Annotated in this window: 16 protein-coding genes and 1 pseudogene; 11 read left to right on the top strand and 6 right to left on the bottom strand. The window is 67.1% G+C overall.

What is annotated here, in order from left to right; translation table 11 throughout:
* The first annotated feature begins 39 nt into the window (after positions 1-39).
* The 3 genes from U0177_RS16030 (at position 40) to U0177_RS16020 (ending at position 2,568) form a co-directional block, all read left to right on the top strand.
* The gene (locus U0177_RS16030; RefSeq protein WP_409571657.1) at positions 40-1,086 is read left to right on the top strand and encodes an SIMPL domain-containing protein; all 1,047 of its coding nucleotides are present in this window, start codon (positions 40-42) and stop codon (positions 1,084-1,086) included.
* A 150-nt stretch (positions 1,087-1,236) separates the two neighbouring features.
* Positions 1,237-1,707 carry a hypothetical protein gene (locus U0177_RS16025; protein ID WP_409571656.1) on the top strand — a complete coding sequence of 157 codons (471 nt, stop codon included), beginning with the start codon at positions 1,237-1,239 and terminating at the stop codon, positions 1,705-1,707.
* 39 nt (positions 1,708-1,746) lie between these two features.
* Positions 1,747-2,568, top strand: a complete 822-nt coding sequence (locus U0177_RS16020) for a hypothetical protein (RefSeq protein WP_409571655.1) — start codon at positions 1,747-1,749, stop codon at positions 2,566-2,568.
* A gap of 206 nt (positions 2,569-2,774) precedes the next feature.
* Here U0177_RS16020 and U0177_RS16015 read toward each other — a convergent pair whose 3' ends face one another.
* Positions 2,775-3,341: a hypothetical protein gene (locus U0177_RS16015; protein WP_409571654.1), complete on the bottom strand. Its 567-nt coding sequence runs from the start codon at positions 3,339-3,341 to the stop codon at positions 2,775-2,777.
* 514 nt (positions 3,342-3,855) lie between these two features.
* Here U0177_RS16015 and U0177_RS16010 point away from each other — a divergent pair.
* Entirely contained in the window at positions 3,856-7,938 is a 4,083-nt protein-coding gene (locus U0177_RS16010) for a BTAD domain-containing putative transcriptional regulator (protein ID WP_409571653.1), read from the top strand.
* A gap of 276 nt (positions 7,939-8,214) precedes the next feature.
* Here the strand turns inward: U0177_RS16010 and ilvA are convergent, their stop codons facing one another.
* The gene (gene ilvA, locus U0177_RS16005) at positions 8,215-9,447 is read right to left on the bottom strand and encodes a threonine ammonia-lyase (RefSeq protein ID WP_409571652.1); all 1,233 of its coding nucleotides are present in this window, start codon (positions 9,445-9,447) and stop codon (positions 8,215-8,217) included.
* A 309-nt stretch (positions 9,448-9,756) separates the two neighbouring features.
* Between ilvA and udk the strand changes: the two genes are divergently transcribed.
* The 6 genes from udk (at position 9,757) to U0177_RS15975 (ending at position 15,371) form a co-directional block, all read left to right on the top strand.
* The gene (gene udk, locus U0177_RS16000) at positions 9,757-10,389 is read left to right on the top strand and encodes a uridine kinase (protein ID WP_409571651.1); all 633 of its coding nucleotides are present in this window, start codon (positions 9,757-9,759) and stop codon (positions 10,387-10,389) included.
* A complete protein-coding gene (locus tag U0177_RS15995) occupies positions 10,386-10,907 on the top strand; it encodes an NUDIX hydrolase (protein ID WP_409571650.1) in 522 nt (173 codons plus the stop codon). Before udk ends, U0177_RS15995 begins: the two co-directional genes overlap by 4 nt.
* A 99-nt stretch (positions 10,908-11,006) precedes the next feature.
* Complete coding sequence (locus U0177_RS15990; protein ID WP_409571649.1) at positions 11,007-12,062, top strand: glycosyltransferase; 1,056 nt, start codon at positions 11,007-11,009, stop codon at positions 12,060-12,062.
* A 571-nt stretch (positions 12,063-12,633) separates the two neighbouring features.
* The gene (locus U0177_RS15985; protein WP_409571648.1) at positions 12,634-13,629 is read left to right on the top strand and encodes a phosphotransferase family protein; all 996 of its coding nucleotides are present in this window, start codon (positions 12,634-12,636) and stop codon (positions 13,627-13,629) included.
* Positions 13,630-13,642: 13 nt separating this feature from the next.
* Complete coding sequence (locus U0177_RS15980) at positions 13,643-14,461, top strand: alpha/beta hydrolase family protein (RefSeq protein WP_409571647.1); 819 nt, start codon at positions 13,643-13,645, stop codon at positions 14,459-14,461.
* 16 nt (positions 14,462-14,477) lie between these two features.
* Positions 14,478-15,371, top strand: a complete 894-nt coding sequence (locus U0177_RS15975; protein ID WP_409571646.1) for a 2-hydroxy-3-oxopropionate reductase — start codon at positions 14,478-14,480, stop codon at positions 15,369-15,371.
* A 17-nt stretch (positions 15,372-15,388) separates the two neighbouring features.
* Here the strand turns inward: U0177_RS15975 and U0177_RS15970 are convergent, their stop codons facing one another.
* Positions 15,389-16,024 carry a haloacid dehalogenase gene (locus U0177_RS15970; RefSeq protein ID WP_409571645.1) on the bottom strand — a complete coding sequence of 212 codons (636 nt, stop codon included), beginning with the start codon at positions 16,022-16,024 and terminating at the stop codon, positions 15,389-15,391.
* Between the two features lie 204 nt (positions 16,025-16,228).
* Positions 16,229-16,936: an HAD family hydrolase gene (locus U0177_RS15965; protein WP_409571644.1), complete on the bottom strand. Its 708-nt coding sequence runs from the start codon at positions 16,934-16,936 to the stop codon at positions 16,229-16,231.
* Positions 16,937-17,431: 495 nt separating this feature from the next.
* On the opposite strand from U0177_RS15965, the gene U0177_RS15960 reads away from it, so the two are divergent.
* On the top strand, positions 17,432-17,770 hold the full coding sequence (locus tag U0177_RS15960; protein WP_409571643.1) for a YnfA family protein: 339 nt from the start codon (positions 17,432-17,434) through the stop codon (positions 17,768-17,770).
* Between the two features lie 419 nt (positions 17,771-18,189).
* Here the strand turns inward: U0177_RS15960 and U0177_RS15955 are convergent.
* Positions 18,190-19,158, bottom strand: a pseudogene (locus U0177_RS15955) (hypothetical protein); the annotation flags it as partial.
* 73 nt (positions 19,159-19,231) lie between these two features.
* Positions 19,232-20,212, bottom strand: a complete 981-nt coding sequence (locus U0177_RS15950; protein WP_409571642.1) for a phosphotransferase family protein — start codon at positions 20,210-20,212, stop codon at positions 19,232-19,234.
* Positions 20,213-20,235 lie beyond the last annotated feature (23 nt).

Here is a 20,235-nt window from a genome sequence, read left to right as displayed (position 1 = left end):
ATCGCTATAGTATTACGCGAGCGATCGGAGTTGACGAGCATGCGACAGCGATATACCTTCTTGATAGGCACCGCCTCCCTACTGCTGCTGATCGCGGCGGCCCAGAGCCTGCTGGCGGTCGCGCCCGCCGCGCAAGCCCAGACCGGCGGCGGGTCAGCCTCACTGCCGACGATCGTCCTGGACATGAGCCCAGTAGCTGGCGCGATCCGCGAGCAGGGGGCGCAGATGGTTCAGGCCGCCCAGGCGCAGAGCGCCGGCCTCGCCAGGCTCGCCGACGTTCAGGCCACCAGCGTCGCCCAGCTTGTCGATGCCCAGGCCACCAATATCGCCAGGCTGGCCGACGCCCATGCCACCGATGTCACGCAGCTGGTGCAGGAGGCGCAGGCCCAGCGCACCGCGCTCGCCGAGCAGTCGGGCACCGCGCAGGCTGGGGTGCAGTATCTGGCGCAACGCCTGGCCAACTGCACCGTCACCGGCACCGGCTACGTCGAGCTGCCGGCCCAGCCCGACTCGGCCACCGCCCAGGTCGACGTCAAGTCGCTGGAGGTCACGCTCGACGAGGCCCTGAAGAGCAACGCCGCCAAGGTTGCCGAGTTCACGCAGCAGCTGCAGGGCCTCGGGCTCACCGGCGACGCCGTACGTGTCATGAACTCGCAGATCGCGCCGGTGCTAGGCGACGACCGCGCGATCACCGCCTACCGCGTGCTCACGCCGCTGCTGGTGACGGTGGCCCGGCCAGGCGGCACGCCCGGCTCGGAGGTGCTGGCGCAGGTGCTGGCGCTGGGCGGGGGCAGCTTCAAAGACGTGAGCTTCGCGACCACAGACGCTACATCGATCGAGAAAGATGCGCGCCGGCAGGCGTTTGCCAAAGCCAGGGCCCAGGCGGCCGAGTACGCCCAGATGGCGCAGGGGCAGCTGGGCGATATCATCTCGATCAGCGAGGATGTCAACAGCCGCCGCGAGCCGCTCATCCCCGGCCTCGGCAAGCCGACGATCCGCGTGATCAACGCACAGGTCAGCGTCGTGTACGCGCTCAAGGGGCCGTGCGGGCTTCCGACGGCGGTGGCGGCGCCGGTGGGAAGGTAATCAAAAATTCAGCAATATTTTCCAATAGGATATTCTTAAACTGCACCTCTGGACAGCCAGACCACTATGACATACTGACCAAGAGTCAGACTGAAAGAAGCACCCATTACCTATGGTTCGGTGAATTGGCGTTACAGTCCAATGGAGGTAATGATGCCTTCGAAAGAGCAGGAACATTATAGTAAGGCCAACAAAGAACAGTCGTTGAATCCGGCTACCGGAGATTTTGAGCCGCTTGCCGAGCAGCAAACCAACTCTGCCGCTGCCCTCCAAAAGGTCAAGCTTGATCCCAAGACGCGAACCCCGCATGATGTGCTACAACTTCAGCGCACGATTGGTAATCGGGCGGTCAGTGACCTTTTTTCTGAGGCGAAACCACGCCTGGTAATTCAGGCTAAACTCACCGAAGAACCCGCGCTCGACGGAGTGCAACAGGGAAAAACAGAAGGAGGAGAGTACGTTCCGAATGGAGGAGCGCGAGCGATTCAGCGTAAAGGGCTGGAGAAGGGCGTGCTCAATGTAGCCGGCGAGACCCATAACGAGTCGGAAGGTAGAAGGAACGAGGAGAAGCTATTTTCGCAGGAGATAACCAAAGAAGAGGGATACTGGAAGGAGGATTAGTTTAAGACAACCACAATTCTGCGTAAGAAGAGATCGAATATGGCGGAAATGGGGGACTTGCCGGAGCTAATAGGGCTACATATAGTAAACAAAGTAGAGTATGCGGCAGAAGGTGTTAAAACAGGAGCAAAGTCTTGGAAGGAGTCTGGGGATATACAGGAGAAGAATAAGTGGTATTATTATATATCACTCTCGATGAAAACGTGGCATAGGGCGGTGGCGTCATTCACTGCGGCGAAGGATGAAGAGATTAATAAGGGAATAGATTTTTTTGTAGATTCGCTAGTGTCCCTGATGAGTCTACTACAGAAAGCGAAAGAAGATGATCAGGCTAAAGAGTTATTCGCGAAGCGGAGTGCAGAGGTAGAGAACGAGGTGAAGAAAATAGCCCAATCTATTAAAACGAGGATATTAGGAGTGAAGGTGACAGGAATGACAAACGGCCAACTCGACGCAGCAGTACGGAAACAGAGGTCGATAATGATGGCAGTGACCGCAGGGTACTCGCTCGAGAAGGGAACGTGGAAGGTCGGCGATGCACACGTGACCGATATAAAGGGTGGTGGGGGCGGTGGAGGTGTACGCCAAGGTAACACAAACTACCTAACTAGAGATGAGTTCAATACAGAGCTAAGCGAGTGGAGTAAGAAGCAATCCTCCAGAGAAAAATTGGCTGAGTGGGTACAGGATAATTTTATTAACGTGCTTATGGAAGACTTCCCAGCAATACTATCGTTGCAAAAGAAGTACAAAGAATTGAAACAAGGGGATGTACGAGCAAACCAACTAGAGGTGGAATGGGGAAAGTGGCAGACAAACGTCGAAGAGATTCAGAAGAAAGTGGATGGAACGAAGACATAGGAGCATGCAAACTCGGATAGGTGAGGTCATCCAACAAATCGCTCAAGGCGACTGCCGAGTGTGCGTCATGCAATAAGCCTTCATTAGTTGGGGCAACTGGCAGCACACCGGCGATCCGATCTGCTGACGATATGGACAATCTACTACGATCACCTGAAAGCGTTACAGCCTACAAATCACGAAAAATTGCAATCCGGGTTTCGTCGTCATCTCAGCTGGTCAATCTCCCCAACATACCGCGTGAACGACTGATTGGCCTTCTGCAGCTCGCCCTGGATCGCCTCGTCGGGCAGCTCATTCACGAAGCCGCGGTATGCCTCAATCGTGTGGTCCATCGAGTCGAGCAGGCTCAGGTAGGCTGCCTCGGCGCAGCTTGGCACGGCCAGCGCATGGGCCTGCTGGCGCACTGCCAGGAGCTTATCGACCTGGCCGGCCAGCTGCTCCTGCGGCGCGCGCCCGGCGGCCTTGCGCGCGTCGACCCACGCGCTGACCACCGGGTCGAGCTGGCTGATGAAGCCTTTGACCTGGTCGCGACAGCGGCTCGCAGTGGCTGGGTCGAGCGTCGGCAGCGGCGCGGCGGTCGGCTGGGCCGGCACAGTCGCGCCGGCGGCCAGCTGGGGTGTGGTGGTTCCGGTCGGCGCGCCGGCCGCACCGGTGCCACTGCCGGTGGGGGCTGGCAGCAGCCGCGGCAGCAGCACGATCGCCAGGATCAACAGGCCAATCACAAACAGCAGAAAGATCAGCTCCTGCCGCCGGGTCAGGCGTTTCGACATTGGGGGCCTCGCAACCTGTAATACGAACTCCGTTTGATTACTTGTGTTTTTGCGCTGGCTTCGCCGGGCGCCGCACAAGAAAAAGAAGCCTCCGGGGGCGGCGAAGCCGCCCCCGAACCCCCCACCATAATCCAAGCGATCAGCCGGATTTGGTGTAAGCGCTATACCAGCGGCGGAAGCGAAACGTGGGCGTGCAAGATGGTTTGAGGATGGCTCAATAATACTGTCGCCGGGCGCCTCTTGTCAACGGGCAGGCTGCCAAAAAGCTCTGAGATGCGCTCGCCGCCAATGCGACCCACGGCGCTCGCCTCGACGAATATGGTGCGATTTTCCAGCAGCGTAGCCGATCCGAACGGTAAACTCGCCGGGCTGGCACTGAGCACTTCACTTTCACTCCGCTGTCTGCTACACTATCGCCGACCACTGATCTGAAAGTGATCGGAAGCTGCTCGGAATCAGCTTGCTACGTACCCTTCCGGCATTTGCGATCCCATCGCGACGGACAGGAGTGACTATGCAGCTGAGTCTCTCGCGCTCGCCGGCCATCTTGCTGCTTGGCCCGCCCGAGATTCTGATCGGCGAGCGCCGCGTGCGTGCGTTCTCCTCACGCAAGTCGGTCGCGCTCCTCAGCTACCTTGCCCGCCAGCGCCAGCCGGTGCTGCGCAGCCAGCTCGCTTTTCTGCTGTGGGGCGAGAAGTTGGAGGCACTTGGAAGACGCAACCTCAGCCGCGAGCTCAGCCAGCTCGCCGCGATCATCCCTGGCGCCTTCGACGCCGACTACTACACCGTTGCCCTAGCCCCCCAGTACATCGAACAGGTCGATACCTCGCGCTTCGAGACACTGGCGCGCGATGTCGCTCGTGGGCATGCTCGGCCGGATCTCGCCGCGCTTGACGCCGCGCTCGCCCTCTACCGGGGCGAATTCCTGGCTGGGCTGTATATCGACGGTAGCCCGGAATTCGAGACCTGGCTGCTCCGCGAGCGCGAGCTGTGGCAGCGCCAAACCGCCGACCTGCTGGCCTACCTACTGGCACACCACGTTGCGCGCCGCGACGACGAGCGCGCCGAGCACTACGCCCGGCGCTGGCTTGCGATCGAGCCATGGCAGGAGGAGGCGCACCGGGCCCTGATGCAGCTGCTAGCACGGAGTGGGAGGCGCGGCGAGGCGCTCAACCAATATGCGATCTGCCAGCGCGCCCTGGCCGAGGAGCTGGATGTCGAGCCAGCCGAGGAGACGGCTCGACTGGCCGAGCAGATCCGCTCCGGCGCGCTCGATACCGACCTTGTTGCACTCAGGTCACGCGCCTTTGCCGCGACCCACTCCAGCGAGCAGCCGCCGGCGCTCGCGCCGCGCGCCCCAAGCGATCTGCCATACGTCGGGCTGATTGTCGGTCGGCAGCACGAGCTGCAGACGCTGCGACGCTGGCTCATCGACGATCAGTGCCATGTGGTCGCGATCGTCGGGATGGGCGGCATGGGCAAGAGCAGCGTGGCGGCGACACTTGGGGCATCGCTTGCCGATCGCTTCGACCGCGTAATTTGGCGCTCGCTCATCAACGCGCCACAGCTTGGCGAGCTGCTGCGGAATTGCATCCAAGCGCTCTCGGCCGAGACCAGCGCCAGCGTACCCGTAAGCCTGGACTCACAGCTTGATCTCCTGCTCTCGCTGCTCCGTGACCAGCGCTGCCTACTCATACTAGACAACCTCGAAAGCCTTCTGCAAACTGGCACGCGCGCTGGCGCCTATCGCCCAGGCTACGCTGACTATGAGCAGCTGATCGCGCGCGTCGGGCAGGGCCAGCACAAGAGCTGCCTCGTGCTCACCAGCCGTGAGCGCCCACTGGAGCTGGAGCAGCTCGTTGGGACAAACTCACCGGTGCGCGTGCTACACCTGGCAGGTCTCGATCTGGAGACCGGCCTCGCGCTCCTACGCGAGCGCGGCCTAGATGAGGCAGTGGCGGGGCACTCCGCGCTGGTGGAGCACTACTCTGGCAACCCGCTGGCCCTGAAGCTCGTGGCCGCAACGATCCGCGACCTCTTCAAGGGTGATGCCGGCGCATTCCTTCGCGACGAGGCGCCGATCTTCGATGATATCCGCGATGTGCTCGACGAGCAGTTCGAACGCCTCGCTCCGCTGGAGCGCGAGCTGATGGTCTGGCTGGCGATCGAGCGTGAGCCGACGTCGATCGCCGTTCTCCAGACCAACCTCGTCAACCGCGAGACGCAGCGCGCGGTGCTGGAGGCGCTGCGCTCGCTGCAGCGGCGCTCGCTGCTGGAGCAGCACGGCCAGGGGTTTACGCTGCAAAACGTGGTGATGGAGTACACCACCGATCTCCTGGTAGCACAGGTGGTGCAAGAGCTTGAGGTTGGTCAGCTCGGCCTGTTCGCGCGCCACGCGCTCAGCAAGGCCCAGAGCCCCGAGTATGTGCGCCAGAGCCAGATCCGCCTGATTCTAGGCCCAGTGACTGAGTGCCTCACAGCACGGCTGGGGCAGGCGGCCTTGCTGACTATGCTACGAGCCCTGCCTGCACAACTGCGTGGGCGCCCGCAGCTGGCGGCGAGCTATGCAGCCGGGAATGTGCTCGCCATGCTCATCCACCTGGGCGACGAGCTGGTTGGGCTAGACCTGGCTGGGCTGTCCGTCTGGCAGGCCGACCTGCGCGGCGCCCGCACACCTGGCCTCAATCTTGCCCACGCCGATCTCCGCGGGGTTGCGTTCACCCAGAACATGCGCGCGATCACCAGCGTGGCCTTCAGCCCCGACGGCCAGCTCTTCGCGGCAGGGGCCATTGACGGGACGGTGTTTCTGTGGCATTTCGCTGAGCGGCGGCTCATCCGCGCGTACACCGGGCACACCGCGCTGATCAACTCCGTGGTCTTTAGCTCTGACGGCGCGACCCTGGCGAGTGGCGCTTCCGACGAGACCATCCGGCTCTGGGATCTCGCCGACGCGAACGACGCCCGCGTGATCCAGGCGCACGCCGGGGGCGTGATCGGGCTCGCCTTTAGCTCGCGTGGGATGCTGGCAAGTTCTGGCTATGATGGCGCGGTCCGGATCTGGGATACGGCCACGGCGACGCTTCGCCACACCGTGCAGCAGCACGCCCCGCTGACGCTCTGCCTGGCATGGAGCCCCGATGGCTCCACACTTCTGAGCAGCGGGTACGACCCCACGATCTACCAATGGGATGCGGCCACTGGCGCCAGCCTTGGCACGCTCCAGGGGCATACCGATATCGTGCCGAGGGTGACCTATAACCCCGACGGCTGCCTGATCGCCAGCGGCGGCGGCGACCGGACGATTCGGCTGTGGGATGCACACACTGGTCTGCCAGTGCATGTGCTTGAGGGGCATACCAATGTGGTGACGGCGCTCGGGTTCAGCCCTACCAGCGGATTGCTGGCCAGCGGGAGCTGGGACCAGACGGTGCGCCTGTGGGATCTGCGCACCGGCCAGCTCGTGGCGCTGCTGGCCGGCCATACCTCATATGTCAGCGCGCTGGTCTTCAGCCCCGACGGCGTGACGCTCGTCACCGGCGGTTATGACCAGACCATACGGCTGTGGGATGTGCAGACCCGTCAATTACGCACCATGCTGCGCGGCCACACCTCCTGGATCTGGGCGCTGGCATTCAGCCCCGATGGGGCAACGCTCGCAAGCGCCCATCACGATCAGGTTGTCCGCCTCTGGGGCACATCCAGCCGGGCGGTGCGGGCGACCCTGGAAGGCCAAATTCACGAGGTGACCACAGTGGCTATCAGCCCTGATGGCACCACGCTGGCCAGCGCTGGGAACGATCGCAAGGTGCGGCTGTGGGATGTTGGCACCGGTCAGCTCGCCCGGGTCTTCGCGGGGCACATGGCGGCAGTCCACCAGGTTCGCTACAGCCCAGACGGAAAGTGGCTCGCCAGCGGCGATGTGGATGGAACCGTATGGATATGGGATCTTCACGACGATCGGCATCGTAGCGTGCACCATGGCCAGCGACACTCGGCTGGCCCGGTCGCGTGGGGCAGGCAGCCGGAGAGCAGCGATCTGCTCCTCGCGACGCCGACTGATGAATTCGGCATCCAGCTCTGGAACGCACGAACTGGTCAGCCGCTGCGCCTGCTCCGTGGCCATAGCGCGATCATCACCGCCCTCGCAATGAGCATGCGTGGCGCGCTGCTGGTCAGCGGGAGCTGGGATCTAACGGTTCGCCTCTGGGATGTAACCACCGGGCAGCTCACCCGCATCCTACACGGCCACACCAACTATGTCATGGCCACCGCGCTCAGCCCTGACGAGACGCTGGTCGCGAGCGGCAGCCTGGATGGAACGGTGCGTGTGTGGGACTGCGATCATGGCTCAGAGCGGCATTGCCTGCTCGGCCACGTGGGCGGTGTCTTTGCCGTGGCGTTCAGCCCCGACGGCGCCATCCTCGCTAGTGGCAGCGACGACGAGACGATCCGGCTATGGGAGCTTGCTACCGGCGTGTGCGTGGCGACGCTGCGTGCGGAGGGTCCATATAGCGGGATGAATATCGCTGGCGCGATGGGGCTGACCGAAGCCCAGCGGGCGGCGCTCAAGGCGCTCGGCGCCGTCGAGCACCGGTAGGGCCCCTCTGGCAGAGCACTACCATCCCAGCGGGTTGATACCAACTCTGTTTGATTACTTGTGTTTTCTTGTGCGGCGGCCGGCTTTGCCGGGCGCCGCACAAGAAAAAGAAATTTCGGGGGCGGCAAAGCTGCCCCCGAACCTCCACCATAATCTAAGCGCTCAGCCGGATTTGGTATGAACCGCTGAAGCTGGGCACAGGCGGAAGGCTTTCCGTGCCCTGTGCGGGTTTGGTTGTTTGCCGCCGGCATGCCCGCCGCCCACAGCCGGCGTGTGCTACCCCGGCCACAGCCCCTGGCCCTCGCGCTCGATCGGGTAGCCCGCGCTGGCCAGGTGCTGCACCACGGCCTGGCCGTGGGACTCGTCGCGCACCTCAAGCACCATCTCGATGCCGACGCGGTCGACCGGCACCAGCCAGACCGCGCGGCGGTGGAAGATATCGATCACATTCGCGCCCGCGCGCGCGACGTGGTCGATCAGCGGCGCCAGGTTGCCCGGCCGGTCGTCGACGGTCGTGCGCAGCAGGATGTAGCGCCCCTGCTTCACCAGCACCTGCTCGAGCACGCGCGCCAGCAGGTTGCCGTCGATATTGCCGCCGCACAGCACCGTGCAGGCGGTGTCGCCGCCCGACAGGCGCACCTTGCCGGCCAGCAGCGCCGCCACGCCGGCAGCGCCGGCGCCCTCGACCACCTGGCGCGCGTTCTGGGCGGCGTGCGCAATCCCGCGCGCGATCTCGTCGTCGTCGACCGTCACCACCTCGTCGATCAGATCGCGAATAATCGGCAGCGTCAGGTCGCCCGGGCGCTTTACCGCAATGCCATCGGCGATTGTGCGCGCGGTGGCGGCGGTGATCGGCTCGCCGGCCGCGAGCGACTGCGGCACCGGCGCGCAGCCGGCCGCCTGCACGCCAATGATGCGCACATCGGGCATGAGCGCCTTGACGGCGACCGCGATGCCGCCGATCAGGCCGCCGCCACCGATTGGCACCACCAGCACCGAGAGATCCGGCAGCGCCTCGACGATCTCGAGGCCGATCGTGCCCTGCCCGGCGATCACCCGCTCGTCGTTGAATGCGTGCACATACGTCAGGCCGCGCTCTTGCTGGAGCACGCGCGCGTGCGCGCCGGCGTCGTCGAAGCTGGCGCCGTGCAAGATCACCTCGGCGCCTAGCCGGCGCGTGGCGGCCACCTTGGTGAGCGGCGCGCGCTCGGGCATGACGATCGTGGCGGGGATGCCCTGCAGCCGCGCAGCCAGCGCCACGCCCTGCGCGTGGTTGCCGGCCGAGTGTGCGATCACGCCGCGCGCGCGCTCGTCGGCCGCGAGCCGGCTGATCGTGTTGTAGGCGCCGCGGATCTTGAACGAGCCGCTGCGCTGGGTGTTTTCGGCCTTCAGAAACACACGCGCGCCTAGCTCGTCGGAGAGGCGCTCGTCGGACAAAATCGGCGTGGCGTTGATGATCCCGCGCAGCACGCGCCGGGCGGCCTGAATGTCGGCCAGGGTGACGGTCATAGGCGCAACCTCGTTGTTGACGTTTCTTGAGCGGCTGTGCGGCTATTGTACCACTCTCGGCTATAATAGTTTTACAGGGCTTACGCGGTCGCCTGCGATATGGGCTCCTTCTGCCTGCGGCAGCATGGTACTGTATCCTTTGTGCTCAGATTTTGGCGCTTTGCGCCACCTTCTGAGCACCATCCATGAAAAAGTACCGCCAAAGGCTGAGCACGCCAACTGCCTAAGTTCTACAATTGTTTGGAAATACCAATGGTGGGCGCCTGGGCGCTGTAGGCTCCCAGCGTACCATAGAAGGTGGGTTGCGACGTGCATCGGCCTTTGGTGATTGGCGTAGCAGGCGGCAGCGGCTCGGGCAAAACCACCGTGACGCGCGCGATCGTCGAGCGGGTGGGCGCGCAGCGGATCGCGCTGCTGCCGCACGACGCGTATTATTCCGATCTTTCGCACATGCCGTTTGAAGAGCGGCACCGCGTCAATTTCGACCACCCCAACGCGTTTGATAATGGGCTGTACCTGGCGCATATCGACGCGCTGATCGCCGGGCAGGCCGTGGCGCTGCCCAGCTACGATTTCGCCACCTACACCCGCCAGCCCGAGGTGCTGCCGGTGCCGCCGCAGCCCGTGGTGCTGCTCGAGGGTATTCTGATCTTCGCCGACGCCGACCTGCGCGCGCGTATGAATATCAAGCTGTTTGTCGACGCCGAGAGCGACCTGCGGATCATCCGGCGCCTGCAGCGCGACATGATCGAGCGCGGCCGATCGGCTGAGTCGGTGATCGAGCAGTATCTGAAGACGGTGCGGCCTATGCACCTCGAGTTTGTCGAGCCGAGCAAGCGCTACGCCGATATTATCATCCCGCGCGGCGGGCTGAACGCGATCGCGATCGATATGATCGCTGCGCGGATCGAGCTGATGCTGGCCGAGCGGAGCACGGCATGATCCTGCTGGCGACGCTTGTGCACGACGCGGGGCTGGATCTCAGCGGCCCGGCGCTGCGGCGCGAGGCCGTGCGCGCAATCGTGATGCGCGGGCGCAAGCTGCTGCTGCTGCTGTCGCCGGCCGCCGGCGATTATAAATTTCCGGGCGGCGGCGTCGAGGCGGGCGAAACTGACGCAGCGGCGCTGGCGCGCGAGCTGCGCGAGGAGTGCGGGCTGCGGGCCATCCAGGTGCTCGCTGAGTTCGGCCAGGTGGTCGAGCACGCGCGGCCGATCGAGCCAGGCTACGCCGTGTTCAGCATGACCTCGCGCTACTACCTGTGCGAAGCCACTGGCCCGGCCGGCGCGCAGCAGCTCGACGCGTACGAGCGCGCCCTCGGGCTGCTGCCGGCGTGGGTCGATATCGACCAGGCGATCCGCGCCAACAGCGCCGCGCTGCGGGGTGGCGAGCGTGCCGCGCGCTGGGTGCGGCGCGAAACGCTGGTGCTGGAGCAAATCAGCCGACGCATGCTCGGCGGCTAGCGCGCCACGCGGCCAATTTGCCAGCGCCGCGGCTTCCCGCTACAATCGGCAGCAGCAATGTCCCGAGCGGCGCAGGCGCGCCGCCACGAGAAACGCGCTATGACACAGCCACTCGCCGTCTACCCGCTGCCGCCGCAGCTGCCGGCTAACCCCTACCTCGACATGCTCTACGCGCCGATGGGCGCGCTGGGCATCCAGGTGCGCCGCGGCCGGCCACGCGCCGAGCTGCCGCGCCTGGCGTTTGGGCGCGGGCCGCGCATTCTGCACCTGCACTTTTTCGACGAGCTGACCCAGCGGCCGAGCCGCGGCGCGACGGCGCTGCGCAGCCTGGGCTTTGTGTCGCTGCTGAGCCTGCTGCGGCTGCGCGGCGTGCGGCTGGTGTGGACGGCGCACAACCTCCAGCCGCACGAGGCGCACCAGCCAACCTGGGCATGGCTGCTCTACCGCACGGTGGCGCGCCAGAGCGCCGCGATCATCGCGCACAGCCAGGCCGCGCGCGCGCAGCTCGAACGGCGCTACGGCCCGCTGCCGCAGGCACGGGTGATCGCCCACGGCAACTCCATTGGCTGCTACGGGCCGCCGCGCGAGCGCGCCGCCAGCCGGGCCGCGCTTGGGCTGCCGCCCGACGGCCGCGTGCTGCTGAGCCTCGGCGCGCTGCGGCCATACAAAGGGCTGGAAGACCTGCTCGACGCGTTTGAGCGCCTGCCCGCCGCCACGCGCGGCACGCTGCTGATCGCCGGCGCGCCAAAAGACCGCGCCTACGCGGCGGCGCTGGCCCGCCGCGCTGCGCCGATCGAAGGCGCGCGGCTCGACGCGCGCTTTGTGCCCGACGACGCGCTGGCCGGCTACTTCGCCGCCGCCGACGCCGTGGCGCTGCCCTACCGGCAGTTGCTCACCTCGGGAGCGCTGCTGGCCGCGATGTCGTACGCGCGGCCGGTGATTGCGCCGGCGTTTGGGCCGGCGGCCGAGCTGGTGAGCGAGGGCGAGCAGGGCTTTCTGTTCGCGCCCGGCGACGTGGGCGCGCTGGCGCAGGCCCTGGCGCGCGCGGCCGCACAGCCGGATCTCGACGCGCTCGGCCAGAGCGCCCTCGCCAGCGCGCGCGCGCTGAGCTGGGACACGATCGCCCAGGCCACCGCAGCGCGTACCGCTCGCTAACCCATAGCGGAGTGCGGAGCGTGTGAGCGAGGGAGCGGAGAGCGGGGAGCGTAGAGCGTGGGAGCGAGGGAGCGCAGGCCCTAGCTCAACCCGATCGGGGAGGGAGGCACGCACGATGCGTGCCCTACGGAGAAGGCTGTGCCAGTGGCGATCTCAGACGCAACATGCCTCGTGGCGCGGAGTGACGTGTCGGTTAGCCACAAAGCGTGCCCTACGGGAACGAAGGCCGTGCCAATGGCGATATCAGACGCACATGCCTCGTGGCGTGGAGTGACGTGTCGGTTAGCCACGAGCAGATGCGCCACCGAGGCTCAACAGACAAAAGTCATTCTTTATGGGGCCTGGGGCGCTAGCCCCAGCGGGGGAGTGCAGAGGGCGGGCGGCCGCCCTCTGCCGCGGGGCGCGGGGCGCGGAGCCCCCGAAAGCCTCGCAGGGGGCGCGTACCCCCTCCGAAAGTCTCGCAGGGGCGCATAGCCCCGAAAGCCTCGCAGGGGCGCGTAGCCCCCGAAAGCCTCGCAGGGCGCATAGCCCCGAAAGAGCGCAGAGCGAGTGATCGCGCAAGACCCTGAATTTGCGCGCCCCCGCCGGTCGTGCTATTCTCTGGCGCATGTGGAGCAGCCTGAACCGCCCCGAGGCAGATCAAGACCCGCGCGCCTCCGACGCGCGCCGGCGCATCCTGGCGCGCCTGGGCGACTACGCCGCGCTGCTCGTCGGCCCGCTTAACCTGCGCCCGCGCGCCGCGACACTCCACGCCGCCGACGACAGCCGGATCGAGGTGCGCGTCAGCACCGCGTCGAGCCATGTGCTGCTGGTGATCGCGCCCGAGACCGACCTCGCCGCCGAGGTGTACTGGCTGCGCGCGCTGGCGGCCACCAACCTGCCCATCCCGCGGCTGATCGCGCACGACCTGAGCTGCAGCGTCGCGCCGTTCACCTACGCGATCGAAAGCTACGCCAGCGGCGCGCCGCTCGACTGGCTCGAAGACGGCCCGCGCATGCGCGTCGTCGCACGCCAGATTGGCCGGACGCTGCGCCGCACCCACCAGGTGGCCGCGGCGGGGTTTGGCCGGCCCACCACCGCCGGGCGCTGGCCGGCGCGCGGCTGGGGCGATGCGCTACGCGCCTGGCTGGGCGGCCTCGACTTCTGGCCGCGCGCCGGCGAGCTGCTGGGCGCCGAGCTGGCCGATGCGCTGCGCGCCGCCACGATCGATCACCCTGCGCTGGCGTGCGAGCGCGCCAGCGTGCTGCACGGCGCGATCGAGCCCGCGCGCGCGCTCGTGACCGTGGGCGAAAGCGCGCAGATCGAGGCGCTCACCCGGCCCGGCGATATGGTTGGCGGCGACCCGCTCTTCGACCTGGCGCACGCGCTGCTGTCGCGCCACCCGGCGGCGTTTCGCCAGGGCGTGCGCGAGGGCTACACCGCCATGGGCGCGCTCGCGCCCGAGCACGAGGGCCGGCTGCGCCGGATGGGCCTGCTGCTCGAAGCCTGCGCAGCCACGCGCCACGGCGAGGCCGCCGCGCTGCCCGACTTCTGCGCCGCCGAGATCCGCGCGCTCGGCCAGCCGTAACGAGGAGAAAGCCATGCCGATCGCCGACCAGTTTGAGTACGACCGCGCCGCGCCGCCCGACCAGCGCCCGATCGCGGAGGCTGAGTCGGGCGGCGTGGCCGAGCGGCTGTTCAGCTACCGCGCGCCCGGCGGCGAGCGGCGCGTGGCCACGCTCATCCGGCCGGCCGCTGCGGGCAGCTACGCGGCGATCCTGTTCGTGCACTGGTACGAGCCCGAGGCCCACGACTCGAACCGCACGCAGTTTGAAGCCGAGGCCCGCGCGCTGGCCAGGCGCGGCGCAATCGCGCTGCTGGTCGAAACCATGTGGTCGGATCGCGACTGGTTCTTCAAGCGCACCCAGGGCGACGACATCGGCAACTCAGTGCGCCAGGTGATCGAGCTGCGCCAGGCGCTCGACCTGCTGCTGGCCGAGCCGGGCGCCGACCCCGGCCGGCTGGCGTATGTCGGGCACGACTTCGGCGCAATGTACGGCGTGCTGATGGGCGCGGCCGATCGCCGGCCCGCCTGCTACGCGCTGATGGCCGGAACGCCGCGCTTCCCCGACTGGTACCTGTACTACCCGCGCCTGGAAGAAGCGCCGCGCGCAGCTTTTGCCGCCAGCATGGCGCCCTACGATCCAATCGATCACGTGGCGAGCCTCGCGCCGGCGCCGCTGCTGTTTCAGTTCGGCACCGACGACCCGCACGTGCCGCGAGCGCGCGCCGAAGCTTTTTTCGCCGCCGCCAGCGCGCCAAAGCAGCTCGCCTGGTACGAGTGCGGCCACGCCTTGAACGAGCGCGCGCGCGCCGACCGCGAGGCCTGGCTGGCGGCGCGCCTACAGCTGGCCGAGTAGCGCCGAAGGAGCACGCATGCCCGAACGAGTAGGATTGATCGGCCTGGGGCTGATGGGCAAGCCAATGGCGCACAACCTACTGCGCGCCGGCTTCAGCCTCACCGTCTTCAACCGCAGCCAGCCGGCGATCGACGAGCTCGCCGCAGCGGGGGCGCGGCCGGCCGGAAGCCCGCGCGATCTGGCCGCGCAGAGCGATGTTGTGATCACCATGCTGCCCGACGCGCCAGATGTCGAGGCAGTGGCGCTCGGCCGTGACGGCGTGGTGGAAGGCGGGCGGGCGGGGCTGCTGCTGATCGACATGAGCACGATCGCGCCGTCCGCCGCTCAGCGCATTGCCGCAGCGCTGGCCGAGCGCGGCATGCATATGCTCGACGCCCCGGTGAGCGGCGGCGACGTCGGCGCGCGCCAGGCCACGCTGTCGATCATGGTCGGCGGCGCGGCCGGCGACCTCGAGCGCGCGCGACCGGTGCTGGCGGCGCTCGGCAGCACGATCACGCACTGCGGGCCGAGCGGCGCCGGCCAGGTGGTGAAAGCCTGCAACCAGCTCGCCGTGGCGCTGCACTACGCCGCAGCCTCCGAGGCGCTGGTGCTCGGCGCGATGGCCGGCGTCGACCCGGCGGTGATCTTGCGGGTGCTTGGCGGCGGCCTGGCGCAGAGCCGCGTGATGGATCTGCGCGGCGCGACCATGGCCCGCCACGCGTTTGCGCCAGGCGGCAAGGCCAGGTTTCACCGCAAAGACCTAGGGATCGTCCTCGAGCTGGCGCGCGCGCACGGCGCGGTACTGCCATTCAGCGCGCTGGCCGACCAGCTGTACACCGCGCTGGTGCAGCACGGCGGCGGCGACCTGGATCACTCGGCGCTGCTGCTTGAGATCGAGCGGCTGTCCGGCTTCGCGCTCGCGCCCGAGTAGGGCGGCGGAGCGGCGGCTCAGGCGCCGGGGCCGATTTTGCCCTCGAACGCCGCAAGCGCGGCCACGAGCTGCTCCTGGCGCAGCGCGGCGGTCATATCGCCACGGGTGCGCTCGAGCACCGCGCGCAGCGCGTCGGTGGTGCGGCGTAGCCCGCCAGTGATCGCGTCGGGGTAGTCGACCGTCACCAGCATGCTGTAGACATCGTCCATCGCGTCGAGCAAGGTTTCGCCGCGCGCGACCTGGCCATGGCGCAGGCCATCGAGGATGGCGCGGCGCAGCTCGGAGGCCGCCTCGGCCAGGCCATTCAGGTAGGCCGCCGGGTCGACGCCGAGCGCCGCCGGGCCTGGCGGCGGGTCGCCGTGGAGAAACGCGTACACCAGCGCGGCCTCGGCGTACTCCTTGAGCGCGTCCTGGGTGTAGCCGGCAAACAGCAGCGCCGGAGCGTCGGCGAGGCCGGCGCGCAGGCCGTGGGCAGTCTCGGCGGCGGCACCAAGCAGCTCGGCGGCCTCGGCGAACTCGCCGCGATGCACCGCGCGGATGGTGTTGGCGCACTGGCGAATCAGCGAGCGCGATGTCGCGATCGCGCGCTCGCGGGCGGCGTGGCTGGCCTCGATCTGGGCGACAGCCTCGGCGACGATTGCCTCGATGGTCATGGGCTGGTTCCTCCCGCCAGGTATGTGTCTGCTGCGGCGCGCGGCGGCTTCGCCCCGCGCCCCCACCAAGTGCCGTATTATACCAACTCCGTTTGATTACTTGTGTTCTTAGGCGGCGCCCGCGCCGGGCGCTGCACAAGAAAAGTTAGTTTGGCGGCTTCGCCGCCCGACCCCGAACATACAGCAAGTGATCAGCCGGATGTGCTAGCCGGCCTCCAGGCTCGCGATCAGGCCGGGCAGAATGCCAAGGTGCGCGATCTCGTAGAACCCCGGCTGGCTTGCCAGCGGCAGGTCGGCGGCTTCGTGCGCCCAGGTATACTCGTGCGGCACATACACCGCGCTGGCGCCCAGCGCCAGCACCGGCAGGATGTCGGAGCGCAGCGAGTTGCCGACCATCAGAAAGCGCTCGGGCGCGACGCGGTGGCGCTGCAGCAGCGCAGCATAGATCTCCTGGCGCTTATCGCTCACGATCTCGACCGCGCGGAAGTGCCCGGCCAGCCCCGAGCGCGCGATCTTCTGCTCCTGGTCGCGCAGGTCGCCCTTGGTGATCAGCATGAGCGTGTAGGCGCCGGCCAGGTGCGCCAGCGTGTCGGCCACATGCTCGAGCAGCTCCACGTCGGCCGACAGCATGGCCCTGGCCGAGTCGATGATTGCCTGGATCTCGCGGCCGGTGACGCGGCCCTCGGTCAGCTCGACGGCCGTCTCGATCATCGAGAGCGCGAAGGCCTTGACGCCATAGCCGAAATGCTGCAGATTGCGCATCTCGGTTTGGAAAAGGCGCTCGTCGATCCAGTCGGGGCTGTGGTAGTGCGCCAGCTGCTGCCGCAGCTGGGCCTGGGCCTCGACGTACAGGCGCTCGCAGTGCCAGAGCGTGTCGTCGGCGTCGAAAGCGATGATATCAAAGCGTGGCATCGGTTGTACTCCCATCAATGTCGCTCTATACTACCACACCTGCGCGCGGCGGCACGCTTTTCGGCGCCACGAGGCATGCGCCACCGGCGCGGCGCTTGAGCCGGCATTCTTTCAATTTACAGGACTTACGCGGTGTCCTCCCGCGTGGGAGGGTTGGAGGGCGGCTTTGCCGCCCCCAAACCCCCACCGCGTAACTCGTGTCAATTTACAGGACTTACGCGGTGCGCGTTTTTGCCTTCGGCAGAGCGGTACTTTTCCATGGATGGTGCTCAGATTTTGGCGCAAAGCGCCAAAATCTGAGCACAAAAGAAAGTGCAGTACAATGCTGCCGCAGGCAGAAGGAGCCGATATCGCAGGCGACCGCGTAAGTCCTGTCAACTTAGGGCTTACGCTGTTGGCGTGCTCAGCCTGCAGCAGAGGGGGGCTGGCGCCCCCAAGCGCCCCACGCGGGGGCACGGCATACGCGGCAGTACCTTTCGGAAAAGAGGCGATGGTATGCTAGCAGGGGTCAAGGCGGTTGGGCTGTTTGCGATCGCGGCGGTGTGCGAGCTAGGCGGCGCCTACCTGGTGTGGCAGTGGCGGCACGCCGGCCGGCCGGCGCCGTTCGTGCTGGCGGGCGTTGTGGCGCTGCTGCTCTACAGCCTGGTGCAGACCGCGCAGGTGTTTAGCTTTGGCCGGGCGTTCGCGGCGTACGGCGCGGTGTTTATTCTGGGCGCGACGCTGTGGGGCTGGGCGGTAGACGGGACGGCGCCGGACCGCTGGGATTGGCTTGGCGCGGGCATCTGCCTGGTGGGCGCGGCGGTGATGCTGTGGATGCCGCGCCCGGCCGGCTAAGCCGGCACGTGGCGCGGCCCCTGTCGCGGTCAGCGCCGCAGCATCGGCAGGAAGCGCTGAGCCGGGTTGGCGATCAGCGTGGCCGCAACCTGGCGCGCGCCGGTGGTGCGCGTCACGGTGGCGCTGTTGACGATCACGCCGGTGGCGGCGCTGTCGAGCGTCACGGTGTAGTCGATCGCCACCGCCACGCCGATCGCCGGCGCGCCCGACCAGCTGATCGTGCGGCTGGCGCCGTCGTAGCTGGCGGCCGGCAGCGTGTTCGGCGTGATGCTTGGGCCGGCGACGAGCGTCAGGCCGGTGGGGAGCTGGTTCGCCAGGCCGACCGCCGCGCCGTCGCCGCCGATCTGGATCGAGTAGCCGACCGCCTGGCCCTGGCGCGCGCCGCCAGCCGACACAGCCATGCGCTCGCCGCCGGGCGGGCGCGCCTGGCCCGAGTCCTGGCTGATCTGCAGCGACGACTCGTCGATCGCCTCGAAGTCGCTGCCGTGGATCTGGCGCAGCTCGGCCACGAGGGTATCGTCGTCCCAGCCGGGGTCGGGCGCGCCGCTGAGATACCAGCCCGTGCCGTTGTCGGCCACGATCATGCCATATTTCTTCAGCGCGGTGAGTATCACGCGGGTTTGGTCGGAGAAGCCGGCGATGTTGACGCTGGCCTTGAGGCGGAAGCGCAGACCGTTGGGCGGCACGCGCGTGCCGGCCGGCGGGGTAGCGGGGCAGCTATCGGGCACGGCCTTGTGGCGCGCCGGCCAGATATAGTAGTTGGCGGTGCAGGGCACCGTGAAGCGCAGGGCGTGATTGATCGCGCCGGCGCGTACTTCGTCGTAGCGCGTCAGGCCGGGCAGGATGGGCAACCCGGCCGCGTCGGCCGATGTCTTGCCGTCGGTGCGCAGCGCGTTCGAGCCAAGGTCGAACACCGCGCCCGACCCGGCGAGCCAGCCGTCGCCGGCGGGCTCGCTGGCCCATGTCTCGTAGAGCTTGCACGACCCCTGCACCAGCGTGAGGATATGCCGGTCGCCGCCGGCCTCGATATGGGGCGACGACGGAATCGGGTACGGGCCAGGGTCGCTCTCGTCGGCATAGGTGAAGCTAACCGGCACGAGCGGCTGGTTCTGCGGCACGATATTGAACGGGATGCCATAATCGCCATACTTGGCCGAGCCAAAATCGGGGTGCATGCCGGTGCTGGCGCCGATGTTGGCCACATACTCGGCCGAGTGGGCATCGACCGGCAGCTGGTCGATCGGCGTATTCCAGATATTGTCAGCGGGGAGGATCTGGCATCCCTCGAGGCTGGGCGCCTGAGCGCGGGTAGTGGCGGGCTGAAGCGTCGCGAGCAGCACGGCCAGGCTGGTGGCACAACACGCGGCAAGAGTGGCTTTTCGGCGCATAAGGTCAGCTCCTATGCTTGTTCGAAACGACAATGCGAGCGGGCCGGCACTGCCAGTATAGCATATTCGCCACTTAGAGGTGGCGAATACTCGCTTCGGCGCGGGCAAGGTAGCGCGCGTACTGCTGTTGAACCTCGCCAAGCCAGCCGGCCGGTCGCTCGACTAAACGCGGATCGAGGCCGCGCGGCACCTCGTAGAGAAAGCGCGCCCAGCGGGTAGCCCACCAGATCCACATGATTGTGGTATATGTCGTGATCCGCTCGATCGCCTGAGGGTCGTTCATGCGCACAGCATAGGCAGCGATGAGTTGCTCCCAGGCGGCTGGCGGCACGGCGGCGTAGGCGGGATGGGTGATCAGGTCGGCCCAATCGAAGGCCGGATCGCCCCAGCCGCTGTTCTCCCAATCGACGGCGGCCCAGCCCCGGGCGCTCCGGATGAAGTTGCGCCAGTTACCGTCGACGCGGCACAGCGCGCGCGGCGGCGCATCCCACACTGGCGGCGTCCATTGCTCCAGCCAGCCGACGATCGGCGCGAGCGAGGGCGGGCGCTCGGCCGTGGGGATGCGCGCAAGGTGCGTGAAAATCAGCTGCCGGCCATCCGCGCCGGAAGAGAGATTGAGCACCGCCTCGGCCAGCGGCGCCGATATGGCCAGCGGAGTAATGCGGTGGAAGGCGCAGTATAGATCAAGAAGGTGCTGCCAGTCGGCCTGGCTTGCCGGCGGGCCAGCGAGCACCGGCCCGTCGAGCCACATCTGCACGACCAGCGGCTGGCGGTAGCGCTGCTGCTCGTGCCAGACGGCGCGCGGCGCGCACGCGACCCCAGCGTGAGCCAGCGCCACAAGCGCGGCGTACTCGCGCCCGGCGCGGTCGCGGTCGTCGCGCAGCGTGAATTTGAGTGCGTAGTCGCCGTGGGCGTGCGTGGCGCGGTAGAGCAGATTATTCGCGCCGCCCGCAACCGGGCTGATGTGCCAGCCCCGCCAGCGCCGAGCAGCGACCACCGGGTTGCAGTCGAGGTAGCCGGCCAGGGCTTGCAGCTCGTGGCCGATCTCAGTCAATTGGATGCTCTCTCTCTGCGAAG

The sequence above is a fragment of the Kouleothrix sp. genome, assembly GCF_046328425.1.
In the GTDB taxonomy this organism is placed as follows: Bacteria; Chloroflexota; Chloroflexia; order Chloroflexales; family Roseiflexaceae; genus Kouleothrix.
The sequence above is the reverse complement of the archived record's forward strand: the minus strand, read 5'-3'. Positions and strand labels throughout refer to the sequence as shown.